This window comes from Sphingomonas sp. CCH10-B3, assembly GCF_001556185.1.
Classification (GTDB): domain Bacteria; phylum Pseudomonadota; class Alphaproteobacteria; order Sphingomonadales; family Sphingomonadaceae; genus Sphingomonas; species Sphingomonas aquatica.
This window is the reverse complement of record NZ_LSIJ01000060.1, coordinates 1-15,849: the sequence shown is the minus strand read 5'-3', so window position 1 is coordinate 15,849 and position 15,849 is coordinate 1. Positions and strand designations below refer to the sequence as shown.

Below are 15,849 nucleotides of genomic sequence, written 5' to 3'. Positions count from 1 at the left end.
GACCGGCTATGCGGCCCTGCGCAAGCGCTCAGGCAGCCGCCTTGCGTGCCTTGGCGAGTTTCTTCAGCACCATCTCGCGCTTCAGTCGCGACAGATGGTCGATGAAGACGATGCCTTCGAGGTGATCCATCTCATGCTGGATGCAGGTCGCGAGCAGCCCGTCGAGCTGTTCGTCATGGGCGACACCCTGTTCGTCGAGCCACCGCACGCGGCAGGTCGCGGGGCGTTCGACATCGGCATACTGATCGGGCACCGACAGGCAGCCTTCGGTATAGACGTTCAGCTCGGGCGCGGTCTCGACGATCTCGGGATTGATGAAGACGCGCGGAGCCTTCACCGGCTTGCCGTCCTCGCCCTCTTCCTGAAGGTCGATCACCAGCACGCGCTCGGGCACGCCGATCTGGATCGCGGCCAGACCGATGCCGCGCGCGGCATACATGCTGTCGAACATGTCGGCGATCAGCGCGCGCGTCGCGTCGGTCACTTCGGCGACGGGCGCCGAAATGGTGCGCAGACGCGGATCGGGAATCTCGATGATCGGAAGGACGGCCATGGGGTTCAGCTAGGATTGACCGGGGGAATCGTCAAGTAACCGGGCGCCTTGCGCGCAGTGCCTGGGCAAGCGTTCCTTCGTCGAGATAATCGAGTTCGCCCCCAACCGGCAGGCCATGCGCAAGCTGGGTGATCCGCACCGGGAACCGCTCGATCCGGTCGGCGATGTAATGCGCGGTGGTCTGGCCTTCGAGCGTCGCGTTCATCGCGAGCACGACTTCGTCGATCCCGCCCGCCTCGATCCGGCGGACGAGCGCATCGATGCTCAAATCCTCGGGCCGTACGCCGTCGAGTGCCGACAATTTGCCGCCAAGCACGTGGAACTTGCCCGGAAACAGCCGCGACCGATCGAGTGCCCAGAGATCGGCGACTTCCTCGACCACGCACAGCGCGCGCGGATCGCGGCGCGGGTCGGCACAGATGCCGCACGGATCGGTGGTGTCGACATTGCCGCAGGTCGAACAGCGCGTCAGCCGGTCGGATACTGCGGCCAGCGCAGCCAGCAGGGGTTCGAGTGCAGTCTCGCGCTTCTTGAGCAAGTGCAGCACCGCGCGCCGCGCCGATCGCGGCCCAAGCCCGGGAAGCTTGGCCAGCGCCTGCGTGAGGGCGTCGATTTCGGGGGAAGCCATGCGGTCCAGATAAGGGCTTGCATCGCCCCCTGCCAAGCGTTGATGGAAGCGCGATGCGGATCGTCTTCATGGGAACGCCCGACTTTTCGGTGCCGGTGCTGCGGGCCTTGGTCGATGCCGGGCACGAGGTGGTGGCCAGCTACAGCCAGCCGCCTCGCCCCGCCGGTCGCGGCAAGGCGCTCGCGCCCACCCCGGTGCATGCGGCGGCGGACGCCTTGTGCATCCCGGTGCGCACCCCGCTAACCTTGCGCGATCCGCAGGCACAGGCCGATTTCGCGGCGCTCGGCGCCGACGTCGCAGTGGTCGCGGCTTATGGCCTGATCCTGCCCAGGCCGGTCCTCGCGGCCCCCCGGCACGGTTGCATCAACGTCCATGCCTCGCTGCTGCCGCGGTGGCGCGGGGCGGCGCCGATCCAGCGCGCGATCCTCGCGGGCGATGCCGAAACCGGCGTGTGCATCATGGACATGGAAGCCGGGCTCGATACCGGGCCGGTACGGCTGCGCGAGGCGACGCCGGTCGACGGCAAGACGGCTGGCGCGCTTACCGACCAACTGAGCGCGATGGGTGCGCGGCTGATGGTCGAAGTGCTGCGCGATCTCGCTGCCTACCCGCCGGTGCCGCAGCCCGAGGACGGCGTCACCTACGCGGCCAAGATCGACAAAGCCGAAGCCCGCATCGACTGGACCCAGCCCGCCGAGGCGATCGAACGCCAGGTCCGCGCGTTCCATCCGACGCCGGGGGCTTGGTTCGAGGTCGCGGGGGAGCGTGTGAAACTGCTCGCTGCCCAAGTTGCCGTCGCGGCTGGCGCGGCTGGCGAGGTGGTGGACGACACGCTCACCATCGCCTGCGGCAGTGGCACCGCGCTCAGTCCTACGCTCCTCCAGCGAGCTGGACGTGGTGTCATGACGTCAGCCGAGTTGCTGCGCGGCTTTCCCATCCCCGCCGGCACCCGCCTCACGTGACGCGCTTCGCGCTGACGGTCGAATATGACGGCCGCCCCTTCATGGGCTGGCAGCGGCAGGCACACGGCCCCAGCGTCCAGCAGGCAATCGAGGAAGCGATCGTCCGCATCGTCCGCGAGGACACCGCCGTCCACGCCGCCGGCCGCACCGATGCCGGCGTCCACGCAGCGGGCATGCGCGCGCATGTCGACATCGCGCGCGCAATCACCCCGTTCCGGCTGATGGAGGGTCTCAACGCACTGCTCCGCCCTGCCCCGATCGCGATTCTCGGCTGCGAGATCGTCCCCGACGACTGGCACGCGCGCTTTTCGTGCACCGCGCGCCATTACGAATATCGCATCGCCAACCGCCGCGCGCCGCTGACCTTCGACAAGGGACTCGCGTGGCGCGTGCCCGCCGATCTCGATGCCGACGCGATGGCGGCGGGGGCGGCGCGACTGGTCGGGCGGCATGATTTCACCACGTTCCGATCGGTGCATTGCCAGGCCGACAGCCCGCTGCGCACACTCGACCGGCTCGAGGTGGTGCGCGACGGGGAGACGATCCGCGTCTTCGCGTCGGCGCGCTCGTTCCTGCATCATCAGGTGCGGTCGATGGTCGGGTGCCTCGCGCTCGTCGGCCAGGGGAAATGGTCCCCCGACGACATAAGCGCCGCGCTCGAAGCCCGCGACCGCGCCGCGCTCGGCCTCAATGCCCCGCCCGACGGGCTGTTCTTCCTCCGCGCGGATTATCCCTGAGCTTGGCGTGCTACCACCCGCCCCGTTCGTGCTGAGCTTGTCGAAGCACCGTTCTTCTTTCGCAAGCCGGAGGCAAAGGAAGGACGGCCCTTCGACAAGCTCAGGGCGAACGGGGAGAGGTGCGTCGCGCTATCTGCGGCTCACCGGCTGAACCGTCCGACCAGCTCGACATGCGTCGACCAGCGGAACTGCCCGACCGGCTGGACCCAGTCCAGCCGGTAGCCACCTTCGCAAATTGTCTTCGCATCGCGCGCGAAGCTGCTCGGGTTGCAGGAAACATAGGCGATCACCGGCGCCTTGCTCGCCGCCAGTTGCTCGGCCTGCTCGCGTGCGCCCGCGCGCGGCGGATCGAGCACGATCGCGGCGAAGCGGTCGAGCTCAGCGGGCATCAGCGGGCGGCGGAACAGATCGCGGTGCTCGGCGAACACTTGCCGCTGCGCGCGCCCTGCTGCCGCCTTCAGCGCGAAGAAGGCATCGCGCGCGCCTTCCGCCGCGTAAACCTTGCCCGACAGCGCGAGCGCGAAGGTGCCAAGGCCCGCGAAGAGGTCGGCGACCGTCGTCGCGCCCCCGACCGCCTCGCGCACTGCCGCGACCAGCGCCGCCTCGCCCTCGGGCGTCGCCTGCAGGAAGGCGCCCGGTGGCAGCGGCACCGCCAGCCCGCCGAGCGTCACCGTCGCCTCGACCGGCTCATAGCGTGTCTCGACGCCCAGCCCGCCGTCGATCGACAGCCGCGCGAGACCCTGCGCCTGCCCGAACGCCGACAGCGCTTCCGCCGCCGCCAGCCCATCGGCCTCGACCCCGCGCAGCAACAGGTCGACGCCCTGATCCGCCAGCGTCATGACGATCTCGACCCGGCGCTTGGGCCGCATCAAGGGCGGCAGCAGCCGCCTGAGCGGCGCGACTAGCGCGAACAAGCGCGGATCAAGGATATGGCATTCGCTCAGATCGACCAGCGCATGGCTGCCCTGCTCGCTGAAGCCGATCACCAGCTTGCCCAACTTCTCCGCATGGAACGTCGCGCGGCGCCGGGTGCGCGGCGGCGATACGATCGCGGGTCGCACCGCGGTGTCGAGCCCTTGCGCGGCGAGCCCGCCGATCACCCGGTCGCGCACGAAATCGGCATAAGCCGCATCGCCCAGATGCTGGAGCTGGCAGCCGCCGCAGGTCGGAAAGTGGCGGCAGGGCGGCGTCTGGCGGTTGGGTCCCGGCTCGACCGAACCATCGGCGCGCAGCCAGTCGCCGGGGGCAGCGAGCGCGGCATGGCGGCCGTCGGCGGTCACGCCATCCCCGCGCGCGGCGACCCGGACGATGCGGTCCTGCTCGCTCATCGGCCGGCAATCACGGCAGTGATGGCGGGCAGCAGATCGTCGGCGATCAGCCCCGGGCCGGCCCGACGCGCGGCGGCGGCGTGCAGCCAGACCGCCGTCTCAATACGAGCCCGAGCGATCCAATCAGGGGCATCGGGGAAACCGAACCACGTATGGCTCGCGCCTGTCGCCATTGCCGCCACTATGCCGGCAAGGACGTCGCCCGTCCCCGCGGTTGCCAGCCAAGGCGACCCGTGGGGGGCCACGATCGCTCGGCCCGACGGGTCGGCGATGACTGTGTCCGCTCCCTTGAACACCACCACCGCGCCGATCCGCGCGGCGGCGGCGCGCGTCGCGTCGATCTTGCTGCCGCTCCAAGCGCCGAACAAAGCGCTGAATTCGCCGCCATGCGGAGTCAGCACCACGGGTGCTGCACGATCGTGGAACGACCGGTCGCCGAGCAAGTGGAGTGCATCGCCATCGATAACGAGCGGGTGGTCGCTGGCCAGTGCCACGTCGAGCTTGCCGCGCGCCGCATCGTCGCGGCCCAGCCCCGGCCCGACCAGCACTACCCCGATCCTTGCGTCATTTAGCGCTTCGGGCGCCCAGCGGCGGTGCACAACCGCGTGCGGCACGCCCGCCGGCATGGCCTCGACGAGGTGGAGGACATAGCCCGCGCCGCCACGCAATGCCGCCGCTGCCGCCAGCGCGGCCGCACCCGGCATCGCGCCGCCGATCACCACGACCATGCCGCGGGTATATTTGGTGCTACTGCTGTCAGGCTCGATCAGGAATGGCTCACCGATCACCCGTGTCTGCGCGCCGGCCAGCGGCGCAACCGGCAAGGGAACCACGCGCACGGCGCCGCAAAGCGCAGCTGAAGGCGCGAGAACATGCACCGGCTTGATCGCGCCCAGCGCCAGCGTCAGGTCGAACGGCGCCAGCGACGCCCGCAGCAGATCGCCGGTATCGGCATCAAGCCCGCTCGGTAAATCGACCGCGATCGATCGCTGCGCCTGGTGCTGCAAGGCATTGGCTCGATCGACCAGCGCGTCATCGAGCGCGCGGCTGAGCCCGGTCCCGAACAGCGCATCGACCAGCACCGGCGCTGCAGCGGCCGTCGCAATGTCGTCGACGGGTCCGTCCCACGCGGCGCGCGCGCGAGCGGCAACCTCGCTGGCGGGCACACCGGTAGCAGCCACCCTCACATCGACGCCGCGCGCGCGCAGGATGCGGGCGGCGACATAGCCGTCGCCGCCATTATTGCCCGGACCGCACAGAATTAGCACGGGAGCGCCGCCACCGAAGCGCCAGACCGCCTCCGCCACGCCAGCACCCGCCTGCTCCATCAGCGAATCGACGCTGGTGCCGGCCGTGATTGCTGCTGCTTCTGCCGCGCGCATCTGGGCGGCAGTGAGAATCGGCTGGCCGTCGATGCCGGTCATTGCCCCGCCTGGGCAGCCTTGCTCTTCACCGTCGCAGGCAGCCGGTAGCGATCGTCCCCTAGCGCGACTTCGATCTGGTCGGCGCCGACGATGCTCACTTTGGCGACTTCCGCGCCATCGGCGGCGACCACGCCGCGCCCGTCCTTCGTCACCAGCAGCCGGTGGAAGCCGCCATCGGGATGGCCGACGGTCAGCACCAACCCGTCGGGGCTTGTCACCCGGTCGAGGGTGCAGGTGCGCGTGAAGTCGCTCGCTCCGTCGTGCGCGCACAGGATGCGGCCCGCCTCATCAGCCTCGGCACCTTGGCGAGCCTCGGCCTTGGTCAGCACATCGGCACTTGACTGGGGCTGCCCACATCCGGCGAGCAGCAGCGGCAACAGGATCAGGAAACGCATGGCGCGGCTATAGCCCGGCGGCGGCGACCGGCGCCAGCCTCGCCGCGATCGTCGGCAGCAGCGGTGCGAGCGTTTCGGCCCATTGCTGGACACCCGCTGCTGTCGCGATACCGTCATTGCGGACTTCGACCGCGAAGCTGGGGATGCCGTTCGCCTCGGCATGGCGGTTGAGCGTCATATTGAGCTGCCGCCCCGAATAGGGCTCGTTGTCACCGACCAGCAGGCCCTGCGCGCGTAGCATCTCCATCGCCAGCCGCGCTGCCCGCGTGTCGCGGTTATACAGGATCCCGACCGGCCACGGCCGCGGCGCGCCACCGATCGCCAGCGCGGGCGTGAAGCTGTGGATCGCGACAATCAGCGCGGGCTGGCGCTCTCGCACCATCTCTGCAATCGCGCTGTGATAAGGTGCATGGAAACGCGCTATCCGCGCCCGCCTGTCCGCGCCGACATTGCCGGGGATCGCATGGCCGTCGCTGATCGTCGGGATCAGACCGGGGTGATCGGGCGGCCGGTGGAGATCAATCACCAGCCGCGACACCGTCGCCAGCACCGCCGGCGCCCCAAGACGCGCGGCAAGCGCAACCGTCAGCGCACCCGCACCGATATCCACCGCGATGTGTTCGTCTAGTAGCGCAGTGGAAATGCTCAGATCGATGTCGTCAGGAACGGCATTGGCGGCGTGATCGCACAACAACAGGACCGGCCCGGTCCCCGTGACGATATCCGGGACCGCAGGGCCGGCGGAGGGCAGCGACTTGATCACTGCCCTCCGCGCCCAATGACGCCCGGGATGCGGGGGCCATCTGCGAACGCGCCGGGGGAAATGGCGGATTCGCAACGGCCCGGGCGCAGCAAGACTCGCGCCAATCCCGGTTCCCCGCCATTGCAGGCGATCCGGGCAGCTGGCTGTCCCGGACTGGCACGCCAAAGTGTCACGCGAGTGTCGATTCGAGACACCACCAATCGGGGTGATCGCGGCGGATCAGCGCGGCAGCGGCGGTGCGGCTCGCGATCTGGTCAAACAGCGCAAAGCAGGTCGCGCCCGATCCCGACATGCGCGCGAGTGTTACACCCGGCATCGCCGCCAGCCGTGTCACCACTTCCCCGATCACCGGCGCAATCGCCCGTGCAAGCGGCTCGAGGTCATTGCGTCCTGCCAGGGCGCGGTCGAGCAACGACCCGCTGCCCAGCGGCCCACGATCAACGCCGTCCCACATCCGGAACACGGTGCCGGTCGAAACCGCGACGCCCGGATTGACCAGCAGCACCGGCACGTCGCTGAGGCCGTCGACCGGCACGAGTTGTTCACCCTTGCCTGTGCCGATCGCGCTCCGCCCGAGCAGACAGGCGGGCACATCGGCACCCAGCGTTTCGGCGATTCCGAACAGCGGCGGATCATCTACCGGCACGCCACCAAGCCTTGCCAGCGCGCGCAGCGTCGCTGCGGCATCGGCGGACCCGCCGCCGATGCCTGATGCGATCGGCAGATGCTTGTCGAGCGTGATCGCCCACGGCCCGCCGCCATAATGCGCGGCAAAGGCGCTGGCGGCTCGCGTCACGAGATTGTCGCCCTCACCCTCGAGCACGCTGCCGAAGGGACCGGTGAGCGCAAATGACGCGGTCGCACTGGGCGCAATGCGGACGGTGTCGCCGTCGCGAAGGAAAGCGAACAGCGTTTCGAGCGCGTGATATCCGTCGTCACGGCGCGAGCGCACGTGCAGCGCCAGATTGATCTTCGCGGGCGCCGCTTCGACGATCATGTCAGCGCTGCGCAGGGCCGTCGGCGATCTTGGCGGCGATGCGCGCCATGTCATTGTCGCTGGCGAGCAGCTTGGCCGCCGCCCAGGCATAACGCGCTTCGAACCGGCGCCCGACCTGCCAGTAAGCATCGCCGAGATGCTCGCTGATCGTGCCATTGTTGGGCGAGCCCGCAGCCGCACGTTCGAGCAGCGGCACCGCGCGCGGCGCATCGCCACCCAGCACATAGGACCATGCGAGCGAATCGAGAATCGAATCGTCTCCCGGCCGCAACGCCGCCGCACGTTCAAGCAGCTTGCGCGCCGCCATGACGTCACCGCCATTTTCGAGCGCGCCATAACCCAGATAATTGAGCGCAATCGGCTGATCCGGCGACAGCGCGACCGATTTCTCGATCAGCGGCTTGGCCTCGCGCCAACGCCCGGCGCGGTCGAGCGCACTCCCGGCCTGGAGATAGAGCAGCCAGCCCGCATCGTCCCCGGCCAGCGCAATCGCCCGGCGATAGGCGCTCGCGGCATCGTCAAACCGCGCATTCGCCATCAGCAGATCGGCCTCGCGCCGCACGGCCGCCACGTCCGCATCGGGGGCACGGGCGAGCTTTGCCGCTGCGGCCAGCGCTTCGGCAGAGCGCCCCGCGCGCTGCAACAAGTTGATCCGCTCGACCTGCGCGTCGTCGAACCACAGGCTCTGCGATCCAGTCGCATCAATCGCCGCAAGCGCCGCCGGAAACGCCTCTTCCGCAGCAAGCGCTTGCGCCAGCACCAGTCGTGCCGGATCATATCCGGGATCAAGCTTCAGCGCGCCGCGCGCCAGCACGACTGCCAGTGGCGCCGTCTCCCCTTCGACGAGTTCTGCGCCCAACCGGACATAGAGCCGGGCAATGCCGAATGCGGCAATGGGCTTGGCGGGCAGTGTCAGGCGGCTGCCAACGCTGGCACGCGGCCGATCGCCGAGCAGTTGCTGCGCTTCTGCCGCTGCGCCGTCGGCTGCCAGCAATTGCGCCGCGTTCAGCCGCAGGTCGCGGTCGTCGGGTTCGGCCGCCAGCAGGGCCTGGACCGCGATCAATCCTTCGCGCCGACGCCCCGTCGCCAGCATCAGCAGCGCGCGAGCCTCGGCGGTATAGCGGGCGGCGATGTCGCGCCGCGGCATGGCGTCGAACTGGGCGAGCGCGCGCTTGGGATCGCTCGCCGCCAGCGTCCAGGCCCGCAGCGGCGGCACCACGAAGTCGAGCGGCCCCGCCCCGACTCTCGTAACCGCTGCCTGCACCGTTGCGGCATTGCCGCCGCGCACGGCGTCGGCCAGCGCGAGCAGTGCGGTATCGCCGGGTTCGACATCGGCGCGTTCGAGGATCGCCCGGGCACGCGTCACCAGCGCGTCGTCGCCCGTCAGCAAGCCGGCCCGATAGGCGCGGATCGCGATCACGACATTGCCCGGCGCGGCATCGAGCGCGCGCGCATAATCCGCCGCCGCGCGATCGCCATGGCCGTCACCATCAGCAGCGCGGGCACGGACATAGGCCGCCAGCTCGCCCGGATTGCTCGACGCCAGCGCGGGCGTGGCTGCGCCCGCCACGGCCAGCGCAAGGGCGATCCGCTTACATATTCGGGTAATTGGGGCCTCCACCGCCTTCGGGCACCACCCAATTGATGTTCTGGGTCGGGTCCTTGATATCGCATGTCTTGCAGTGGACGCAGTTCTGCGCGTTGATCACGAACTTCAGCTCGCCCGTGTCCTGACCGACGACTTCATAGACACCGGCCGGGCAATAGCGCTGCGCCGGCTCGTCATAGAGCGGCAGATTATGGGCGATCGGAACCGCCGGGTCCTTCAGCGTAAGGTGGATCGGCTGATCCTCCTCATGATTGGTGTTCGACAGGAACACTGACGAAAGCCGATCGAAAGTCAGCACGCCGTCGGGTTTGGGATAGGTTGGTGCCTTCACCAGATCCTTGCGCCACAATGTCTCATTGTCGGGATGGTGGTGCAGCGTGAAGGGGACGCCGATGCCCAGATGTTCGAGCCACATCGTGATCCCGGCCAGCCCCGACCCGATGAAGTCGCCGAAGCGCTTCACCAGCGGCACGACGTTGCGGACAACGCGGAGTTCCTTTTCGACCCAGCTGCCCTTGTAGGCGACGGGATAGGCGGTCAGCTCGTCGTGCTGGCGCTGCGAGGCGATTGCTTCGACGGCGGCATCGGCAGCCATCATCCCGCTCTTCATCGCCGTATGCGATCCCTTGATTCGTGGCACGTTGAGGAAACCCGCCGAACAGCCGATCAGCGCGCCGCCGGGGAACACCAGCTTCGGCACCGACTGCCATCCGCCGTCGTTGATCGCACGCGCACCATAGGAAACGCGCTTCCCGCCCTCGAGAATCTTGGCGATTTCGGGATGCGTCTTCCAGCGCTGCATCTCGTGGAAAGGCGAGAGATGCGGGTTGGTGTAGTTGAGCCATGTCACGAAGCCGAGCGCGACTTGCCCGTTCGCCTGATGATAGAGGAACCCGCCGCCATTCGAGTTGGTCTCGCTGAGCGGCCAACCCTGCGAATGGATGACGCGGCCTGACACATGCTTGTCGGGCGCGATGTCCCACAATTCCTTGATGCCGATGCCGAACACCTGCGGGTCGCAATCGGCACGCAGATCGAACTGCCGCATCAGCTGCTTTGACAAATGTCCGCGCACCCCTTCGGCAAAGAAGGTGTATTTGGCATGGAGTTCGAGACCGGGCTGATAATCGGGCTTGTGGGTGCCGTCGCGCGCGACGCCCATGTCGCCGGTTGCGACGCCCTTCACCGATCCGTCTTCATTGTAGAGGATCTCGGCGGCGGCAAAGCCAGGGAAAATCTCGACGCCTAACCCCTCGGCCTGCTCGGCGAGCCAGCGGCACAGGCTGCCGAGGCTGCCAGTGTAAGTGCCGTGGTTGTTCATGAACGGCGGCAGCAGGAAATGCGGTAGCTCGCGCTTGCCCTTCTTGCTCAGGATCCAGTGCTGGTTGTCCGTCACCGGCGTTGCCGCGAGCGGGCAGCTCATGTCGCGCCAGTCGGGCAGCAGTTCGTCGAGCGCCTTGGGATCGATCACTGCGCCTGACAGAATGTGGGCGCCGACTTCGGACCCCTTTTCGAGCACGCAGACTGCCAGCTCGAGCTCTTTGGCCGCCGCCGCCTGCTTCAGCCGGATTGCCGCTGCCAGCCCGGCCGGACCTGCCCCGACGATGACCACGTCATAGGGCATCGACTCGCGTTCACTCATCATCTTCTCCCGTCCGGTGCGGCGCATCGCAGTGTCGTCGCGCCCTGACCACGTTCCGTCAGAAACGGGGTGCCCAAAGATTGACCGCGCCGTCAACTCCGCAGTCTAAGGAAATGATGGGGTTTGAGCAGAAAATCGATACGGCGATCGGGGCAAGTGCGCTCGAATGGTGGCGAGAGGCGGGCGTCGATACGCTGATCGACGAGGCGCCGCGCAACTGGCTGGCGGCCGAACACGCGCCCGCTCCTGTCCGTGCGGCGCCCGCAGCCCGCACCGCAGCGTCTGCTCCACCCGCGCTGGCGTATCCCGATACGCTGGCAGCGTTCGAGACCTGGCGGCTGAGCGATGCCGCGCCCGAGGCGCGCTGGCCCGGCGTGCGTATCGGCACGCAGGGGGAAGCCAAAGGCGGGCTGATGGTCCTGCTCGAAATGCCCGAGCGCGACGATACGCCCGATCGCCTGCTCGGCGGCGCGCCCGGCGCGCTGTTCGACCGGATGCTCACGGCGATCGGGCAAAGCCGCACCAGCATCTATCTCGCGCCGATGGCGGTCGTCCGGCCGATCAGCGGACGCATCCCCGCCGATGCCGAACCGCCGCTCGCCACGCTGATCCGCGCGCAGCTGCGGCTGGCGGCGCCCAAAGCCTTGCTGATCCTTGGCAATGCGGCGAGTCGTGCGCTGGTCGGGACAGATGTCGCTCGCGCGAGAGGACATTTGCATGTCATTAACCATGAAGGCGGAAAAGCGTCGGTAACGGCGGTTACGAGCTTTCATCCGCGCTTTCTGCTCGAGCGGCCCGCAGCCAAGGCGGAAGCGTGGAAAGACCTGCAACTGCTGATCGGGGGACTATTGTGAAACTGCTTACCGGTGCCGTTTTTCTCGCCTTGCTGCCCACGGCCGCGCTGGCGAGCGAAGCAGGTGACACGGCCACCGTTGTCGCGTCGCCCAAGACCGCCGATAGCGTTCCCGAACAGCTCGACCGCGATCAGCGCACGGCCTATCGCGCAGTATTCGACAGCATCCGGGCCGGCAAATGGACCGACGCGCGGCTGCAACTCGCAACGATGAAGCCCGGGCCACTTCACACGATCGCGCTGGCCGAAATCCTGACCGCCAAGGGATCGCCCAAGGCCGAGCTGGCCGACATCCAGAAGATTTTGGTCGAGGCCCCCGAATTGCCGCAAGCGGAAACGCTCGCCCGCCTTGCGAAGGCGCGCGGTGCCGAGGCACTGCCGCAGCTGCCCTATGTTCAGGCGATGGCGTGGCAGGGCGGTGCCCCGGCCCGCAAGCGCGCGAAAAGCCTGAAGAGCGATGCGGTCGCCGCTGACCTAGCGCTGCGGATGCAGCCCTTCATCAAGGAAGATCGCGGCGCCGAAGCACAGGCGCTGCTCGAGGCGACCGAGGGGCTGAGCCCCGAAGCGCTGACCGAATGGCAACAAAAGGTTGCGTGGATTTATTACCTTGCCGGTGATGACGCCAATGCGCGGGCGATGGCTGCCAAGGCCGCTGCCGGCACCGGCGACTGGGCAGTGCAAGCCGATTGGACGGCGGGGCTTGCCGCGTGGCGTAGCGAGGATTGTGCCGGCGCTGCGGCGGCATTCGAGCGCGTTTCGACGCGCGCCGCCGATGTCGATATGCGCGCGGCCGGGCTTTATTGGGGCGCGCGCGCGGAAATCCGCTGCGCGCATCCCGAGCGGGTCGACGCCAAGCTGCGCAGCGCCGCGCAATATGACGAAACCTTCTACGGCCTGCTCGCGCGTCAGGCGCTCGGTATCAAGCAACCCGCCGATCGCGCGGTCGCCCGGCGCACGATCGGCGACTGGCAGGCATTGCAGCGGCGCCCCAATGTCCGCGTCGCCGCCGCACTGAAGGAAATCGGAGAGGATTCGCTCGCCAGCGAAGTGCTCAAGCGTCAGGCGCGGATCGGCGATGCTGCCGAATATGCCCCGCTGGTTCGGCTCGCAGGCGTGCTCGAATTGCCATCGGCCCAGATCTGGCTGGCGCACAATGCCCCGACCGGCGCTGCGCCGGCGCTCGAGGCACGCTATCCGGCGCCGCACTGGACCCCCGATGGCGGCTGGCGCGTCGACAAGGCGCTGGTCTACGCGCACACGCTGCAGGAATCGAATTTCCGCACTGATGTAGTGAGTTCAGCCGGCGCTTATGGCCTGATGCAGATTCGCCCTGCCGCCGCCGCCGACATCGCGCGCGCCAAGGGCCTGCGCGCCGACCGTGCCGCACTGACGCGCCCGCAGACCAATATGGAAATCGGCCAGAGCTATCTTGAGCTGCTGCGTGATCAGGGCTGCACCGAAGGGCTGCTGCCCAAGGTCATCGCCGCCTATAACGCCGGTCCGGTGCCGGTGCAGGCGTGGAACAGCCTGGTCAAGGACGGTGGCGATCCGCTGCTCTACATCGAAAGCATCCCCTATTGGGAAACGCGCGGTTATGTCGTGACGGTGCTCCGCAACTATTGGATTTACGAGCGCGAGGGCGGCAAGACGGTGTCGCCCAGCCGCGCCGCGCTGGCGCAAGGATTGTGGCCGCGCTTCCCGGGCCTGCCGGGGGCAAGCGCAGTCAAGGTCGGCAAGCGCAAGACTCCGGTCGAGCTCAGCCGTGCCGATTGATCCGGCGGCGACTTTCCTGCCTGTCCGCATTGCCGTCCTCACCGTTTCCGACACCCGCAGTCTTGCCGATGACCGGTCGGGCGACACGCTTGTCGCGCGGTTGACCGAGGCAGGCCATGTGCTGGCTGATCGTCAGATCGTCAAAGACGATGTCGACACGATCGTTGCAACGCTGGGCAGCTGGATCGACGACCCGCAAGTCGATTGCGTCATCACCACCGGCGGCACCGGCGTCACCGGGCGCGACGTGACACCGGAGGCCATCGAGCGCATGCAGGACAAGCCGATTCCGGGGTTCGGCGAGCTGTTCCGATGGCTCAGCTTTCAGTCGATCGGCACGTCGACCGTGCAGTCACGCGCCTGCGCCTGCGTCGCGCGCGGCACCTATATCTTCGCGCTGCCGGGGTCGACGGGCGCAGTTAAGGACGGGTGGGACGGCATTTTGCGCGACCAGCTCGACAGCCGCCACAAGCCCTGCAATTTCGTCGAGCTGATGCCGCGGCTGATGGAGCGCTGACCTATTTGGCGGACTTGGTGTCCCCGCGCGCCTGCTGCACGAACTTGGCGAGTTCATTGTCCATTGTCACATACCAGTCGATCAGATCGGCAAAGTTGGTCTTGGTCAGCTTGCCGCGCGTACTGACATCGAACCAGAGGCGCAGCTCGCCACGGCTGTTGATGGACACCTTCAAAAAGCGTTTTTCCTGATTCCACTGATTGGCAAAGGCCGGGGTGAAGATCGGCTCGGGCTTGTAATAGGCCTGAAAGCTCAACCCGTCGCACTTCAGCGCCTTGCAATCGGTCAAGTCGATCGTGAAACCCTCGCCGTTGGCAGCGCTCAGGATATAAAGCGAACCGTCGTCATTCTTCTTCAGCTCGGCCTTATAGCCCGCTTCCTGCACGGCCACCTGCACCTGTTCGGCCGTCGACAGGTCAAGCAGCACATCCTGCGCCCGCGCCGGTGCGGCCAGCACCGCCAGCCCAGCGACCAGCACCAACATTGTCCGCCACATCCACATCATCGCCGTCCCCTCGCTCATCGACCCAGCCCCGGCCGCCCGATCAGGGCTTTGCCGGCACCGGCGCCAGCTTGTCGTTCTTGTTGAAGAAATTGGATGCCTCGCCCAGTATCGACGCCCACCAATTGAGCACATCGCTGAAATTGGCCTTGGTCAGCCCGCCGATCGTCGACAGGTCATAGCTCAGGATGATCGTGCCATCGTCGCGCACCGCCATCTGACTGAACCGCCGCTCGCGGTTCCAGTCGTTCATACGGACGACGTCGCTCGCGCTGTTCTTTTCGAAAGTCGCGCGAAACTGCAACGAATCGCAGCGCTTGTGCTCGACGCAGCCATAGAAGAGCACATCGAAATTATATCCGGAGGCCGCCGAGCTGATCGCGGGATCGCCTTGATTGTCGGCATCGATCTTGGCGCGATAGCCCTCCGCCGCGATCGCATCGGCCACAGACTTGGGATTGGTGGCGCAGATAAGGCCGGCCGGACAACTTCCCTTGTCCTCCGCATCGGCGCTCCCAGGTGCAAGCAACAGCCCGATCAGCACCCACCCTTTTGCCCAGATTCGCAAACCGCTGCTCCTCGCCCATCGCAACCCTATCATGCCGCGCCCGAGCGAAAACTCCAGTGCCAGCGTTGCCTTCGCAGCTATAAGTGTTCTTTCTTTGTTCCGTCGATCCTGCTAGCCATTCCCAATGGTCGATCGATCCCGCCCGGCGCGTGGCGCAACGCTGAACGAAGCCAGCCGCCGTTTCAACTTGCCGCAGACCGAAGCGGACGGCGACTGGCTCGACGCACGCGAAAGCGTCGATGGCGCACCGCCGAAGCTGCGCACCAGCGTCTCGATCGAAAAGCCGCGCACGATCATTACCCGCAACCAGTCGCCCGACATCCCCTTCGATCGATCGATCAATCCCTATCGCGGCTGCGAGCATGGCTGTATCTATTGCTTCGCGCGGCCGACCCATGCGTTCCACGATCTGTCGCCGGGGCTCGATTTCGAGACGAAGCTGTTCGCCAAACCCGACGCGCCCGACCTGCTCCGCGCCGAACTCGGCAAGCGCGGCTATGTCTGCGCGCCGATCGCGTTCGGGACCAACACCGATCCCTATCAGGGGTCCGGTGAGAGAATGTTCGAAAACGTACGCTAAGGGATCAGAGCGATTGCA

The 15,849-nt window shown here is 67.4% G+C and carries 16 protein-coding genes and 1 pseudogene; 6 read left to right on the top strand and 11 right to left on the bottom strand.

From position 1 onward, the window contains the following. Positions 1-28 precede the first annotated feature (28 nt). Both def and recR read right to left on the bottom strand, forming a co-directional pair. Complete coding sequence (def, locus tag AX672_RS09615) at positions 29-553, bottom strand: peptide deformylase (RefSeq protein ID WP_066650926.1); 525 nt, start codon at positions 551-553, stop codon at positions 29-31. Between the two features lie 31 nt (positions 554-584). Continuing rightward, positions 585-1,181, bottom strand: a complete 597-nt coding sequence (gene recR / locus AX672_RS09610) for a recombination mediator RecR (protein ID WP_066650925.1) — start codon at positions 1,179-1,181, stop codon at positions 585-587. Between the two features lie 53 nt (positions 1,182-1,234). Here recR and fmt point away from each other — a divergent pair, with 53 nt between their 5' ends. Then, positions 1,235-2,143 carry a methionyl-tRNA formyltransferase gene (gene fmt / locus AX672_RS09605; RefSeq protein ID WP_066650924.1) on the top strand — a complete coding sequence of 303 codons (909 nt, stop codon included), beginning with the start codon at positions 1,235-1,237 and terminating at the stop codon, positions 2,141-2,143. After that, complete coding sequence (truA, locus tag AX672_RS09600; RefSeq protein WP_066650923.1) at positions 2,140-2,880, top strand: tRNA pseudouridine(38-40) synthase TruA; 741 nt, start codon at positions 2,140-2,142, stop codon at positions 2,878-2,880. Before fmt ends, truA begins: the two co-directional genes overlap by 4 nt. 140 nt (positions 2,881-3,020) lie before the next feature. Here truA and AX672_RS09595 read toward each other — a convergent pair whose 3' ends face one another. The 7 genes from AX672_RS09595 to AX672_RS09565 form a co-directional block, all read right to left on the bottom strand. Then, positions 3,021-4,208, bottom strand: a complete 1,188-nt coding sequence (locus tag AX672_RS09595) for a class I SAM-dependent RNA methyltransferase (RefSeq protein WP_066650922.1) — start codon at positions 4,206-4,208, stop codon at positions 3,021-3,023. Next, positions 4,205-5,632, bottom strand: a complete 1,428-nt coding sequence (locus AX672_RS09590; RefSeq protein WP_066650921.1) for a bifunctional ADP-dependent NAD(P)H-hydrate dehydratase/NAD(P)H-hydrate epimerase — start codon at positions 5,630-5,632, stop codon at positions 4,205-4,207. The genes AX672_RS09595 and AX672_RS09590 overlap by 4 nt, the downstream gene beginning before the upstream one ends. After that, positions 5,629-6,027 carry a hypothetical protein gene (locus tag AX672_RS09585; RefSeq protein ID WP_066650920.1) on the bottom strand — a complete coding sequence of 133 codons (399 nt, stop codon included), beginning with the start codon at positions 6,025-6,027 and terminating at the stop codon, positions 5,629-5,631. The genes AX672_RS09590 and AX672_RS09585 overlap by 4 nt, the downstream gene beginning before the upstream one ends. 7 nt (positions 6,028-6,034) lie before the next feature. After that, positions 6,035-6,787 carry an N-formylglutamate amidohydrolase gene (locus AX672_RS09580; protein ID WP_231731257.1) on the bottom strand — a complete coding sequence of 251 codons (753 nt, stop codon included), beginning with the start codon at positions 6,785-6,787 and terminating at the stop codon, positions 6,035-6,037. Between the two features lie 172 nt (positions 6,788-6,959). Further along, on the bottom strand, positions 6,960-7,787 hold the full coding sequence (locus AX672_RS09575) for a 4-(cytidine 5'-diphospho)-2-C-methyl-D-erythritol kinase (RefSeq protein WP_066650919.1): 828 nt from the start codon (positions 7,785-7,787) through the stop codon (positions 6,960-6,962). 1 nt (position 7,788) lies between these two features. Beyond that, positions 7,789-9,357 carry a tetratricopeptide repeat protein gene (locus AX672_RS09570; RefSeq protein ID WP_066650918.1) on the bottom strand — a complete coding sequence of 523 codons (1,569 nt, stop codon included), beginning with the start codon at positions 9,355-9,357 and terminating at the stop codon, positions 7,789-7,791. 22 nt (positions 9,358-9,379) lie between these two features. After that, a complete protein-coding gene (locus tag AX672_RS09565) occupies positions 9,380-11,038 on the bottom strand; it encodes an electron transfer flavoprotein-ubiquinone oxidoreductase (RefSeq protein WP_066650958.1) in 1,659 nt (552 codons plus the stop codon). 113 nt (positions 11,039-11,151) lie between these two features. Between AX672_RS09565 and AX672_RS09560 the strand changes: the two genes are divergently transcribed. Genes AX672_RS09560 through moaB form a run of 3 tightly spaced genes read left to right on the top strand, consistent with a single transcriptional unit; the run spans position 11,152 to position 14,181 of the window. Then, positions 11,152-11,892 carry a uracil-DNA glycosylase family protein gene (locus AX672_RS09560; protein ID WP_331711188.1) on the top strand — a complete coding sequence of 247 codons (741 nt, stop codon included), beginning with the start codon at positions 11,152-11,154 and terminating at the stop codon, positions 11,890-11,892. Next, positions 11,889-13,664 carry a transglycosylase SLT domain-containing protein gene (locus tag AX672_RS09555; protein ID WP_372587588.1) on the top strand — a complete coding sequence of 592 codons (1,776 nt, stop codon included), beginning with the start codon at positions 11,889-11,891 and terminating at the stop codon, positions 13,662-13,664. Before AX672_RS09560 ends, AX672_RS09555 begins: the two co-directional genes overlap by 4 nt. Then, entirely contained in the window at positions 13,654-14,181 is a 528-nt protein-coding gene (gene moaB / locus AX672_RS09550; RefSeq protein WP_066650916.1) for a molybdenum cofactor biosynthesis protein B, read from the top strand. Before AX672_RS09555 ends, moaB begins: the two co-directional genes overlap by 11 nt. A gap of 1 nt (position 14,182) precedes the next feature. Here the strand turns inward: moaB and AX672_RS09545 are convergent, their stop codons facing one another. Further along, the gene (locus AX672_RS09545; RefSeq protein WP_066650915.1) at positions 14,183-14,704 is read right to left on the bottom strand and encodes a YbjN domain-containing protein; all 522 of its coding nucleotides are present in this window, start codon (positions 14,702-14,704) and stop codon (positions 14,183-14,185) included. A 22-nt stretch (positions 14,705-14,726) separates the two neighbouring features. Next, positions 14,727-15,251: a YbjN domain-containing protein gene (locus tag AX672_RS09540; protein WP_202189294.1), complete on the bottom strand. Its 525-nt coding sequence runs from the start codon at positions 15,249-15,251 to the stop codon at positions 14,727-14,729. Between the two features lie 124 nt (positions 15,252-15,375). Between AX672_RS09540 and AX672_RS09535 the strand changes: the two are divergent. Then, positions 15,376-15,795: pseudogene (locus AX672_RS09535) on the top strand (PA0069 family radical SAM protein); the annotation flags it as partial. Positions 15,796-15,849: the final 54 nt, after the last annotated feature.